Source organism: Bacillus sp. AFS017336 (assembly GCF_002555445.1).
GTDB lineage: Bacteria > Bacillota > Bacilli > Bacillales > Bacillaceae_G > Gottfriedia.
In genome coordinates this window covers 1-12923 of sequence record NZ_NUCO01000014.1, presented here as the reverse complement: position 1 = coordinate 12923, position 12923 = coordinate 1, and the positions used below count along the sequence as shown (strand labels likewise).

Sequence of the window (12923 nt, the reverse complement as noted above, 5' to 3'; positions counted from 1 at the left end):
AACTTTTTATTATCCTTTGAAAAATTATTTTCGAGGGACAGACAATAAAAATACGGGACACTAATATCATTTATTAAACAAATGTTAATCAAAAGTAAAACGGTAAAACAAAAGATAAACATTTGTTTAATCTAGGAGGTGTTTCAAATGCTACTTGGGATTGATGCAGGAAATAATGAGGTGAAAGTGGCAACAGAAAAAGGTGTATTTTCTTTTAATAGTTGTTTAGGAGATGCAAGAGACCGAAGAATAGTAACGGCTTACGATGATGAAATGATGCTTCATTACGAAAATGAAACTTATTGGGTAGGAGAATTAGCTGAAAAAGAATCTAACTTTCCTAGAAGATCAATGGGAGCTACTAAAGCAAATGAAGATGTAAAACTAAGAATCCTTACAGCGATCCATCGTTATAGCGATGATTATCATAATACAGTAGTTGTAGGTCAACCGATTGAAATGCACCTACCGAGTGAAAAGGATAAATTAAAAAGGATGCTTATGGGGAAATACAAAGTTATCTTAAATGGAGTAGAAAAAGAATTTATGATTGATGAGGTAGCAGTAGCGGTAGAAGGAGCTTCAAGTTTCTTTGGGTGGTTTGTTGAAAGTTCTAGCTTCAGAATTATAGATTGTGGCTCTGGTACTGTAAATGTAGCTTCTATTATAGATTGGGAGCAAAACGATAAACAAAGCTTCACATTATCATTTGGAGCTAATTCAACTAGAGCAAATGATTTAACTGCATTAGCTAGAGGAATCGTTTCAGAATCTACAAAATACTTCCAAGAAGAGGATTTTGTTCTACTAGTAGGTGGAGCAGCTGAAAAGATTTATCCAGTTATTAAACTATCCTATCCTAATACGAAGATAGGTCAGCCAGTTCACAAAAAGAATAATGAGTATACTTTAGTACATCCCAAATATGCAAATGCTATTGGTTTCTATAATTTAGCAAAAGAGATATACAACAATGGCTAGGATCGTTAAAGGTGTTTCGTTCAATTCAGATGATGAGTTTGATATGAAACTATTAGAATTTGTTGAAAACAAAGGGATGTTTTCTAAAGTGATAAAACGGTTAATCGAAAAAGAATTAAATGGAATCATCATTAATCAACCAACTCCAATTATTCAACCTACTACAAAAGAAATAGACCTTCCTAAACCAGTAGAACTTCCAGTAAAGAAAGGTCCTAGTGCATCTAAATTTATTTAATGTCCTAAAAAATCCCCAATAGCTTTTAAAACCGCAATAGCAGATCCACCAATAACCATTCCCCAACCTAACTTAACTAATGCTGGCATAAGTATCACTCCTTTACTTTAGTTTGTACTGAAAGGATGAGAAAACTCATGGAAATTATTAGTAAGCTTCAAAAAGGTATTCATGACGGAATATTTTGGGTAGCAGATAAAACTGGCCACTTTTTAGGTGATCATATTTTACACCATGTTTCAAATGGTGCTACTGGTTACGCAATCGTAAAAGCAGCTCCGTATGTATTATTAGGTATGAAATTCAGTTTTGTAATCATGGGATTAGGTTTTATCTTAATTTGTTTCGGAATGCCTAAAACAGCTATTAAGTGCATTGGTGTAGGTTCATTATCTTATATCATACTTTCGATAATTTAGGAGGGGTATTATGACGATAAAAGAATTTTTAAATCCTAATGCTGCAAAAGAGGAAATGTTAAGTAACTTGAAAAGTTTATTTAAAAAAATATTAATAATGGCATTTAAAACATTTTGCTTACTTTTAGTAATTAAGATTTTTCCTTTGCTCATTAGTTTTATGTATGGGTATATATCACCTCATGTTATAGGACCAATAGGAGGTTGGGGATTATGAAAACAGAGGTAATTAAGTTTAGTGATTTTATGGATGGGTCATGGAAGTTACCAAAAGAAACGAAGAGTGCAATTCCAATGATTGTTGCTCCTATAGTTGCTTCATCATTAGCTTTTTCAAGTAAGTTAGTATCTGCTGCATCTAACAATATTGTTATTAAAGATGTTATTCCTGCTAGTGCTGGGATAGGTGACAGAGTAGCTCATGCTTTTGATCCATTATTTCAAGCTATTTCAGGTTTTGCTTATCCTGCATGTTTCTTTACCATCTCTGCTGGTTGCGTTTTAATTATGATCGGTCAAAAACATAAAGGATTAAACATGATTAAATGGGCGGTAGTTGGATTCATTGGATTACAATTCGCTCCTGGTCTTATGTCAATTGTTATGGAAGTAGGAAAAGCGATTAAGGGGGCTTAAGTATGAAACACTTTCAGCTCATTCCGGATAGTAAATTAACAAATGATAAAGTGGACCATCTTACTCAAGCTTTAAACCAATACAAAACACCTTATCAAAGATACAAAGATAAAGAGCAAAACTTCTTCTCATACGAAATCTACATGGAGAAAAATAAAACAACATTTAATCTCACTACAAATAACAGAATGGCAGAACTTGCTGAAAAGTCTCTGCTTTCCTCCTTTCCGAATATCACAGTTAAAGAAGTAGAAGACCCACTAAACAAAATAAAACCAATTGCTATGAAAAGCATGGATTATAAAAGCCATTATTTTTTATCATTAAAAGTCGATAGAAGAACAGATTGGTTAGTTTACTTATTAGAAACGCTCAGTCTTATGAAAAAGAGTGAAAAATGCCTGGTGCAATTATTATGTATACCTCTTCATTTTGATTGGGGAGTAGGCGTGAAAGAAGGGTATGAAAACTTTAAGAAAGGTGAATTACCGCATAAATTTAGATTCAATAAGAAAGAAGTTGCTAACCTAACTGCAAAAGGAGTAGCTGGAGTTATACTAGGTGCCCATAATACTATGGTCGAACTAATGGGGTTCACTCCAGATAAGCATGATATTTTCGCATCTGATAGAGCAAGTATATTAACAGATGGAATGTTACGTGTAGAAACACAACAGAAAGCCAAATACGGAGGATATAACGTTAGGTTAAACATTTGTATTGAGTGTGAGGAAAAGCGTAAAGATATCCTAATGAGAGCAATAGAAACAGCCTTTAATGTGTTTGATGGCGATAACAAATTACTTCCTAATAAAAGAAATATTAAATACTTTGAATCAATGAAGAATAGAAAAATAGGATTACTGCAATCAAACTATATGAGTAGTTTAGAAGTTTCAAGATTGATGTATCTTCCAGGTTCTACACTTCAAGAAAAATATGGATTGGAGAGGATCACTATGTCAGAAACAGTTATTCCAGCAGCAGTTACTAAAGGTGGTATGTTATTAGGTTCGAACACTTATAAAGGAGCAAAAACTAATATTTATATGCCTGTTAAAAATCATGATGAATTATGTTTACCATATTGTGCAATCGGTGGAATGGGTCAAGGAAAAACAAATGGTTATGGAGCGAATAAGTTAGTTGAAGCTGTACGAAATGGATTTGGAGCACTATTAATAGATCCAGCTAAAAAAGAAGTTACAGAGCAAATTGTTAAGGTTATGGATCCAGAAGAATATGAAATTATTAATATCAAAGAGTTAAAACCTTCATTTGATTGGTGCGAAGCTAAATACAGCGATGATAGTAAAACGATTGTTTCAGATACAGTACTATCCTTTTTTGAAGATTCTTTAGAAGATACAGTCCAAACTGAGAGGTATTTAAGAGCTTTTGTTATTGGTATGAAAACAACTAAGATGAGTGAAATATTTAAGATTATGGAGGATAAACAGTATTTAAAAGATGTAATTAAAAGAATGCCAGATGGAATACACAAAAGCACTTTAGAGCAGTATGAAAAAGAAAAAGACGGAATGCGAATGAAAATAGTAAGGCCTATTTACAACCGTTTGGATATGATTATGGGTGATCCATTCCTTAATGAATGTTTTCAAAGTGAAAATGAATTGGATTTTGTGAAGATACTTAGTCAGAAAAAAGCTTTTGTTATTGATGTAAGTAAAATGGATGGATTAACTCCTAAACAAATTAATATTATTGGTAACTTATTAATGACAAAGATTAATTTAGCCATGCAGATGAGAAAGATAGAAGATCAATTTCCGTTTTTCGTAGTGATTGATGAGCCACATCAATTTAATAGAGGTGCTAAACTTTGGGAAAATATGGCTGTTGAGTCAAGAAAATGGAGAGTTAGCTTTACTTGGCTATTTCATTACTGGGAGCAAATACCGACTCAAGCAAGATTAGCCATTAAAAACGCTTTACCTCATTATCATCTTTACCCAACTTCCAAAGAAACATGGAAAGCATTTAAAGAAGAAGTCCTACCTTTTAGTTTAGAGGAATGCATGAAATTAAAGAGATGGCATTCGATTAACATTGTAAGAACAGGTGGGGAATCAACAGTTCCATTTGTTGCAAGTATGGCTTTACCTCCTATAGATAGAGTATCTAAGAAGAAAATTTTGAATGAAAAATGAGAAAATAATAAAGACTCCTAGATAATTTTAGGAGTCTTTATTATGCTCACATAATTTACAATCTCACACCTAGAAAAATCACATAATGCTCACAATATGCTCACGAACTTAAAAAAACTTAAATGAAATATATTGAAATATATTGAATTAATTACTGTTGCATTTGAGCAGAATATTATTAAATGACCTATTTGATTTAAAAGGTCATAAGTAATTCTTATTGCAAATGATAAGTTACTTCTTATTTACTTATGATATACATTGTAATAATATATTATTGTAAGGTATTGAAAAGTTTGGATATAAAATATATTCAGACATTTTTTGCTTAATAGGGGGAAGAACAATGGGGAAAAATGACGTTTTCCAATCTCGTTCGACATTTACTGCGAACGATAAAACTTATCATTATTATCGCTTAAAAGCAATTGAGGAAGCTGGAGTAGCTAAAATCGGTAAATTACCTTATTCGATTAAAGTGTTACTAGAGTCAGTTCTTCGTCAAGTAGATGGAAGAGTAATTACAAAAGATCATGTTGAAAATTTAGCAAAATGGGGAACAAGCGAGCTACAAGATGTAGATGTTCCGTTTAAACCTTCTCGTGTAATTTTACAAGACTTCACTGGTGTTCCAGCTGTAGTTGACTTAGCTTCATTACGTAAGGCAATGGCAGATATGGGTGGAGACCCTGAAGTAATTAATCCTGAAATTCCAGTAGACCTAGTAATTGACCACTCTGTAATGGTTGATAAAGCTGGTTCAGTTGATGCATTGGATTTCAATATGGATTTAGAATTTTCTCGTAACGAAGAGCGTTACCAATTCTTAAGCTGGGCTCAAAAAGCATTTAATAACTATCGTGCAGTACCACCAGCAACTGGTATCGTACACCAAGTTAACTTAGAATACTTAGCTAACGTAGTTCAAGCAGTTGCAAATGCAGATGGTGAAGTAGTAGCATTCCCAGATACATTAGTAGGTACTGACTCACATACTACAATGATCAATGGTATCGGTGTATTAGGTTGGGGTGTAGGTGGTATCGAGGCTGAAGCAGGAATGCTTGGTCAACCATCATATTTCCCAGTTCCAGAAGTAATCGGTGTTAAATTAACTGGTTCTTTACCAAGTGGAACGACTGCAACTGACGTAGCGTTAAAAGTTACTGAAGTTTTACGTAAAAAAGGTGTAGTAAATAAATTCGTTGAGTTCTTTGGACCAGGTTTACAAAGCATGCCTCTAGCAGACCGTGCAACAATCGCAAACATGGCTCCTGAGTATGGTGCAACATGTGGATTCTTCCCAGTTGATGTTGAAGCACTTAACTACTTACGCTTAACAGGTCGTAGTGAAGAGCAAATTCAATTAGTAGAAGCATACTGTAAAGCTAATGATTTATTCTATACAACAGATCTAGAAGATCCTACATTCACTGATTTAGTTGAAATCAATCTTTCAGAAATTGAATCAAATCTTTCTGGTCCAAAACGTCCACAAGATTTAATTCCATTATCAGAAATGAAAAAAGCATTCCAAGCAGCAGTTTCTGCTCCTATGGGTAATGCAGGTTTCGGTTTAACTGATGAAACATTAAATAAAGAAGTAAATGTTAAATTCGAAAACGGTACTGAAACAACTTTTAAAACTGGTGCAGTAGCAATTGCAGCAATCACAAGTTGTACAAATACTTCAAACCCATACGTAATGTTAGGTGCTGGTTTAGTAGCTAAAAAAGCTGTTGAAAAAGGATTAACTGTGCCTGCTTATGTAAAAACTTCATTAGCTCCTGGTTCTAAAGTTGTTAGTGGATATTTACAAGAAGCTGGTTTAATTCCTTTCTTAAACCAATTAGGATTTAACATTGTTGGTTACGGATGTACTACATGTATCGGTAACTCTGGTCCATTAGCACCTGAAATGGAAGAAGCAATTGCTGATAATGATATGTTAGTAACATCAGTACTTTCTGGTAACCGTAACTTTGAAGGACGTATTCATCCTCAAGTTAAAGGTAACTACTTAGCATCACCACCATTAGTAGTTGCTTACGCGTTAGCTGGTAATGTAAATATCGACTTCTCTGTTGAACCAATCGGTCAAGACAAAGATGGAAACGATGTATTCTTAAAAGACATTTGGCCAACATCTGCTGAAGTACAAGAAGTTGTTGCTGCTACAGTTACTCCTGAATTATTCAAGAAAGAATATGAAAGAGTATTTGAAGATAACAAACGTTGGAACGAAATTCAAACAACTGATGATTCATTATACAAATGGGATAGCGAATCAACTTATATCGCTAATCCTCCATTCTTTGAAGGTTTATCAAAAGAGCCAGGCGTAGTTAAACCATTAGCTGGTTTAAAAATCGTTGGTAAATTCGGTGATTCAGTAACAACTGACCACATTTCACCAGCTGGTTCAATTGGTAAAACAACTCCTGCAGGACTTTACTTACAAAGTAAAGATGTTAAACCTGTAGACTTTAACTCATATGGTTCTCGTCGTGGTAACCATGATGTAATGATGCGTGGTACATTCGCTAACATCCGTATCCGTAACCAAATCGCACCAGGTACAGAAGGTGGATACACTACTTACTGGCCAACTGGCGAAGTTATGTCAATTTATGATGCAGCAATGCGTTATAAAGAAGACGGTACTGGACTAATGATTTTAGCTGGAAATGACTACGGTATGGGAAGTTCTCGTGACTGGGCTGCTAAAGGAACAAATCTTTTAGGCATCAAAACAGTTCTAGCTGAAAGCTTCGAACGTATTCACAGAAGTAACCTAGTATTAATGGGAGTTTTACCACTTCAATTTAAAGCTGGTGAAAATGCTGAAACATTTGGATTAACAGGTAAAGAAATCTTTGCTGTTACTGTAGATGAAAATGTTAAACCACGTGATCTTGTAAAAGTAACTGCAACTAAAGAAGACGGAACAACTGTTGAATTTGATGTAGTTGCTCGTTTCGATAGCGAAGTTGAAATTGACTACTACCGTCACGGTGGTATCTTACAAATGGTATTACGTGATAAATTAAATAATTCTAAAGTAACTCATTAATTAGATGAAAAACACGGTCCTTTTTGGATCGTGTTTTTTGTTGTTTGAATATATTATGGGATCGCTTTTAAAGTTGGGCATCACACTTAAAATCCGGGAGTCGCAAATAAAAAAGGAGAATCGCAAATAAATTGGGGCAATCGCAAATAAAAAAGGAAAATCGCAAATAAATTGGGGCAATCGCAAATAAAAAAGGAAAATCGCAATTAAATTGGGGCAATCGCAAATAAAAAAGGAGAATCGCAATTAAAATCGGGTAATCGCAAATAAAAATGAAGAATCGCAATTAAAATCCGAGAATCGCAAATAAACTAACCGATTATGCGATTTTTAGGAGAAATCTGAAAGAAATTAGATGAAATTCATCAAATTTCATTGAAAAGTGGTGTTCATTCTTCTGATTTTATAAAAAAATACCATTTTTTCACCATTATTTCTAGAATCGCAATTAAAATACGGGAATGTATTTAAAAGTACAATCCCAAACACAGCTAAAAATCAATGGATTGGTGGTCGCCCTATTGTCATTACAAATTCCTCTAAATAATTAATTAAAATTACGAATTAATAAACCATTCATGTAAAAAATATAAAATGAGATAAAAAGTGGGATTTATTTCGAAATAATTTTAGAAAAAAAGAATTAATATTAAAAGTCATTATGTAGTGCGTAAAAAAATCGCTTTGAAGATATTCGGGCTTGTTCCACTTTTGTATTTATTATGGTTAAATAGAGATAGTTAATTAAAAGGGTGATTTGTATGAGAAAAGTAATTCCTTTGTTAGTGCTTTTAGTTGCGTTAGGCTATTCATTTTTTCAATTATACGAGAAAAAAGAAGCAGAGAGTAAGGTTACTAGTAATAATGATGCGTATATTGCTTCGATTCAAAAATTGGGTGTACAAGTTGGTCAGCAAGCACCTGATATTCAATTGATGACTTTGGATGAGAAGAAGGTTAATTTATCTTCGTTCAAAGGCAAAAAAGTAATCTTAAATTTCTGGGCTACATGGTGTCCTCCGTGCCAAGATGAAATTCCGGCATTAGAGAAGTTTCATCAAGCGCATAAAGATATTGAAATGATTGGTGTTGCCGATTATATTGGTGAGAAGAAAGATTTGAATTTTATTAAGAATTTTGTTAGTAAAAATAGTATGAATTATAATATCTTAATTGATGAAAATGGGGATAATTTTCGGAAATATGGTGTGATTTCAATTCCTACTACATATTTTATTAATGCGAATGGCGAGATTGTTTTTAAGCAAATAGGACCAGTTACTGAGAAACAATTAAATACATTTTTAAAATAAGAAAAAATTTACTAAAATGTAAGAAAACTCTTTTTTTTGTCAATACTAACATAAAAAGAAGAGGTGATTGTTATGAGAAAGAAGAGACATAAATCGTTTCAAGAATTAATTAATGAAAATAAAAATTCTCTATTAAATGATGCGGAAGCTTTAAATAAAATATATGATCGTTTAGAAGAACGTTTAGAAAGAAAAGCTAAAGCAGAATAGACAAGAGTAAGAAGGAATTTATCCTTCTTTTTTTGTTTTTTAAAATCGATTTTTTTTACATATTTAAAGTAACAAAACTCATACTATCGCTAGGGGGCGATAAAATGGGAAATCCTAAAAAACATCCTAAAGATTTTGTACCAAATCATGTTGGTACTCAAAACAAAGCAGCTGGCGGGAATAAGGGTAAACAAATGCAATATAAAGATCCTACTGGCAAACAACCAATCGTTGATAACGGGTAATATTCAAATTCCAAAACACAATTTTGAATTGGAGTGATTAATGATGGAATACAAATCAAAGCCAGATGATCGCAGTGATAATGCTGATAAAATTCAAGATATGATTAATAATACGAAAGAAAATATTAAAGAAGCAGAGACTTCAATGCAGATTGGTAATGAACAGCAAAAACAAAATGCAATAGAAAAAAATCAACGTCGTGAGGAATCACTTTCAGCATTAGAAAGTGAACTAAGGGACGAGCAGGCATTTAATAATACGAATGACTGAATAAAAAAGAAGCTAGGTATTCTGAGTCTGACTCATAAATACCTAGCTTTTTTTTATGCTCTTTTTACGACATTAAAGTTAGCCTCTAGAAGTTCCCAATTTTGGATAAACGGTAAACCTAACTTCCAATAGGAAATACCGCGGATATTTTCTTCTTTTATTAAGTTAAATTTCGCCTGAATCGATCTCGCATCTTCAAACCAGACTTCATGTTTTTGCCCGTTTGATTCTGTGTAACGGAAATATGGTGCTTTTGCTTTGTTATCAAAAAGAATTTCATTTGTCATTTGAATTGCTAAATTTGTAGCTGCTTCTGCGCTTAAGGCTTTTGCCATCGTACCTTGTTTAAAAGGAACTTTCCAGTCAAAGCCGTATAAGTTTTGCCCCATCATAATTTTAGGTACTGGGATAACAGTTTTTGCGTAATTGATTACTTTACGAACTTGGTCGATAGGAGAAACGGCCATTGGTGGACCACCTTGCCAACCCCAGTCATAAGTCATGATAACGACAAAGTCTACAACTTTCCCAATATTTGCATAATCATGTGCTTCGTAAAATCTTCCTTTTTGAGTTGAGCTTGTTTTAGGTATTAATGTAGCACTTAAGATGAATCCTTGAGGGAGTCTAGATTTTAATTTATTTAAAAAGTTAATATAAGGGACTCGATCTTTAGAAGCAACGTCTTCAAAGTCTACATTTACTTCTCTAAAGCCGTATTTATTTGCTGTGCTAATGATTGTGTTTATTAAACGATCTTGAACGGCTGTACTTTGTAAAATATCAGTTGCAAGTGATGTGGAGAATTGGCCATTTTCAAGATTTGATACAACCATCATATAGATATTACGGTTTTCCTTAGCGATTTGTGGAATATTACCTAATGGTGGCTCTGTTAAAGAACCATCCCTTTTTGCATCAAAGCTAAAATGTGCTAAATAAGTTAAAAACTTTCCTTCCTTGCGTGCAGCATCTTCTAGAGCAGGCTTAATCGGGTTTGAAGTAGGTTGTAAGTAGCCAATGGATTCAACATTTCTTTTTTTACGTGCTGGCAAATGTAGCTTTTGGCCGACATTTAAAGATGCATATGGACTAATCCCACTATAGGTAGCAATTTGACTTGCTGAAACTCCATACGTTAAACCAAGATCGTATAAATTATCTCCAGGTTGGACAATATATTCGTTTCCTGTAGTTGGTACAACAAGCGCTTGACCTTTTATTATTTTATAAGGAGCTACTAGAGCATTTGCATTTATGAGCGATTGCCTTTCAACTCCATAAAAATCTGCAATACTCATGACTGTTTCTCCGCTTTTCACTACATGAATTTGCATTTTTTGTCTATCTCCTTTCATCAAACGTAGATATTCGTCTCTATTAAATATATGCCAAAGAGTTTGGATTAGAAGAGAATAGGTGGAAAAGCAAATCAATTTCATTTTAAAAAGAAACAAACCTAGCCATAGACTAGGTTTTGAAAATATAATCATTATTTTGTTTCATTATTACTATTTGGATCAATAGGGAATTGAATGATATTAGCATCGCTTCCTGAAACAGTAGGTAGTTTACCATCCCATTTTTCAGCTTTTTTATATTCAATTAATTCTTTCGTTAATGAGTGCTGAATGACTTGGTTTGCTTTTGCTTGACCTTGAGCACGAATTAGCTGTGAATCAGCGTCGGCATGAGCTTCTACCTTCTTTTTCTCAGCTTCAATTCGAGCAGTTTCAAGTTCAATTTTTTTACGATCATTTTCTTGGGCTGCTTGGACTCTTGCATCAATTGCATCTTGTGTTTTTGCATCAGGTTTTGGTGTTCCTAAAGTTAAATTTTCAACAAAAAAACCAAGTACTTTTACATCATCTTTATAAATTGTCTCAATATCTGCAGAGGCGTTACTTGATTTCTCGCCATATAATTGTAAAACTGTGTATTTCGAAACTGCAATTCGGGCTGCATCTTGTAATCGTTTCTTTAAATATGTTTCTTCTATTTCTTCGATAGCAACTGGACCAAACTCATTAAACATTGAGACAACTTTTGAAGGATCAATTTTATATGTGTAAGATAAGTCCATTTCAATTCTTTTTCCGTCTGAAGTAGCTAGAGCAACATCTTTATATTCTACTGTTCGTAAGCGGACTGGATATTCGGTGACTTTATCAAATAAACCAACAAAATTCCAACCTTGTGAAAGTGTATTTTTTTGTATTCCTCCATTTGGTGAATAAACAACCCCCACATAACCAGGTGTTATTTTCTCAATAAATAAAGTAGGAATTGTAACAATTAAAATAAGTGCGATACCAGCAATGATCCCACCAATAACTTTACGATTCATAAATGATTTTTTAGTTTCATTTGGACGAATTTCCATTTTGCTTTTCCTCCTTCTCCTTCAAAATATTTTTTACTTTTACTGTTTTGTCACCGATTTTTTCAAAGGTCGGTGAGAGAAGTAGCCATAAACCGAATAATAAAAGAAGGATGATGATAATTGACCCTAATATGACCTTCAATAAAATCTGCCTCCCAATTTTAGAATATTAGAAAATGATTAATTAATTATAAGGAAATTATAACATTTAGTGTATGTTAAAAAATAGAACAATTATTAATTTTTTGGTAAAGTAATCTGTAGAAGAAGATGAGGTGAAATTATGTTTATATCAGAGAAATTAGTTGAAGTAAGATATGCAGAAACAGATGCAATGGGTGTAGTTTACCATGCAAATTATTTAGTTTGGTTCGAAGGAACTAGCTGGAAATGGCTCTATATCAACGTTTCTGACGTAAACACCTCAATTATGTCTTAGTACAGTATCTAACCTAATTATTTACAATTAGGAGGGTACAAGATGGAAAATATGTACATAAAATCTTATCTTTTGGAAATGCAAATTAGGTCACAGTCTCCTGTAACAGTAAACTGTAAAAGGTATATCTTGAAATACTTTGAGAGGTATCTTAAAGGTCAAGGAGTGTCAATTGAAGATGTAACGACTCTTACTATTAAAGAATGGATAGTAAGTCAACATGTAGAGAATAATGGTGAATTAAATGAATTAAACAATGAATCTGAAACTAGAGGACGTAAAACAGAAAAGTTAAAGTCATCTACAATCAATACAAGGTTAAAAGTCCTCAAGAATTTTTATGAGTTTTTAGTCGAAGAGGGCGAAATCAAGAAAAATCCTATGGAAAAGATTAAATTCTTGAAACAGGATAAACATTTTATACAGGCATATAAGCAAAAAGATGTAAAGTCTATGCTAAATCACTATAACAACAAGACCTTTTTGAGTTCAAGGAATAAACTTTGTATTATGTTGTTAGCTAGTTGTTTTTTGCAAGCAGTAA

16 protein-coding genes are annotated in these 12923 nt (G+C 33.1%); 13 read left to right on the top strand and 3 right to left on the bottom strand.

Translation table 11 applies throughout. The annotated features are described in order from the left end of the window. Positions 1 to 147 precede the first annotated feature (147 nt). From CN601_RS06785 to tlp, 11 genes are all read left to right on the top strand, one after another. Entirely contained in the window at positions 148 to 981 is an 834-nt protein-coding gene (locus tag CN601_RS06785) for a ParM/StbA family protein (protein ID WP_098170560.1), read from the top strand. Further along, a complete protein-coding gene (locus tag CN601_RS06780) occupies positions 974 to 1219 on the top strand; it encodes a hypothetical protein (RefSeq protein WP_098170559.1) in 246 nt (81 codons plus the stop codon). The genes CN601_RS06785 and CN601_RS06780 overlap by 8 nt, the downstream gene beginning before the upstream one ends. A gap of 137 nt (positions 1220 to 1356) precedes the next feature. Then, a complete protein-coding gene (locus tag CN601_RS06775) occupies positions 1357 to 1638 on the top strand; it encodes a hypothetical protein (protein ID WP_098170558.1) in 282 nt (93 codons plus the stop codon). A gap of 10 nt (positions 1639 to 1648) precedes the next feature. Continuing rightward, positions 1649 to 1855 carry a hypothetical protein gene (locus tag CN601_RS06770; RefSeq protein WP_098170557.1) on the top strand — a complete coding sequence of 69 codons (207 nt, stop codon included), beginning with the start codon at positions 1649 to 1651 and terminating at the stop codon, positions 1853 to 1855. Then, positions 1852 to 2274: a hypothetical protein gene (locus CN601_RS06765; RefSeq protein ID WP_098170556.1), complete on the top strand. Its 423-nt coding sequence runs from the start codon at positions 1852 to 1854 to the stop codon at positions 2272 to 2274. The genes CN601_RS06770 and CN601_RS06765 overlap by 4 nt, the downstream gene beginning before the upstream one ends. A 2-nt stretch (positions 2275 to 2276) precedes the next feature. Continuing rightward, positions 2277 to 4445 carry an ATP-binding protein gene (locus CN601_RS06760; RefSeq protein ID WP_098170555.1) on the top strand — a complete coding sequence of 723 codons (2169 nt, stop codon included), beginning with the start codon at positions 2277 to 2279 and terminating at the stop codon, positions 4443 to 4445. A 346-nt stretch (positions 4446 to 4791) separates the two neighbouring features. After that, entirely contained in the window at positions 4792 to 7518 is a 2727-nt protein-coding gene (acnA, locus tag CN601_RS06755; RefSeq protein WP_098119746.1) for an aconitate hydratase AcnA, read from the top strand. Positions 7519 to 8279: 761 nt separating this feature from the next. Next, positions 8280 to 8831, top strand: a complete 552-nt coding sequence (locus CN601_RS06750; protein ID WP_098119747.1) for a TlpA family protein disulfide reductase — start codon at positions 8280 to 8282, stop codon at positions 8829 to 8831. A gap of 72 nt (positions 8832 to 8903) precedes the next feature. Further along, positions 8904 to 9041, top strand: coding sequence for an FbpB family small basic protein (locus CN601_RS06745; protein WP_098119748.1), 138 nt, complete (start codon positions 8904 to 8906; stop codon positions 9039 to 9041). 104 nt (positions 9042 to 9145) lie between these two features. Beyond that, on the top strand, positions 9146 to 9286 hold the full coding sequence (locus CN601_RS06740; protein WP_069032371.1) for an acid-soluble spore protein N: 141 nt from the start codon (positions 9146 to 9148) through the stop codon (positions 9284 to 9286). A gap of 43 nt (positions 9287 to 9329) precedes the next feature. Then, a complete protein-coding gene (gene tlp, locus CN601_RS06735) occupies positions 9330 to 9557 on the top strand; it encodes a small acid-soluble spore protein Tlp (protein WP_373604960.1) in 228 nt (75 codons plus the stop codon). Positions 9558 to 9610: 53 nt separating this feature from the next. Here tlp and CN601_RS06730 read toward each other — a convergent pair whose 3' ends face one another. From CN601_RS06730 to CN601_RS26510, 3 genes are all read right to left on the bottom strand, one after another. Next, positions 9611 to 10894, bottom strand: a complete 1284-nt coding sequence (locus CN601_RS06730) for a glycosyl hydrolase family 18 protein (protein WP_098119750.1) — start codon at positions 10892 to 10894, stop codon at positions 9611 to 9613. Between the two features lie 155 nt (positions 10895 to 11049). Further along, the gene (locus CN601_RS06725; RefSeq protein WP_098170554.1) at positions 11050 to 11940 is read right to left on the bottom strand and encodes a prohibitin family protein; all 891 of its coding nucleotides are present in this window, start codon (positions 11938 to 11940) and stop codon (positions 11050 to 11052) included. Continuing rightward, positions 11921 to 12082, bottom strand: coding sequence for a hypothetical protein (locus tag CN601_RS26510; RefSeq protein ID WP_179865468.1), 162 nt, complete (start codon positions 12080 to 12082; stop codon positions 11921 to 11923). The genes CN601_RS06725 and CN601_RS26510 overlap by 20 nt, the downstream gene beginning before the upstream one ends. Before the next feature lie 141 nt (positions 12083 to 12223). Here CN601_RS26510 and CN601_RS26865 point away from each other — a divergent pair, with 141 nt between their 5' ends. After that, complete coding sequence (locus CN601_RS26865) at positions 12224 to 12379, top strand: acyl-CoA thioesterase (RefSeq protein ID WP_179865465.1); 156 nt, start codon at positions 12224 to 12226, stop codon at positions 12377 to 12379. 42 nt (positions 12380 to 12421) lie between these two features. Then, a partial coding sequence (locus tag CN601_RS06715) for a tyrosine-type recombinase/integrase (RefSeq protein ID WP_179865467.1) occupies positions 12422 to 12923 on the top strand: 502 nt, incomplete at its 3' end.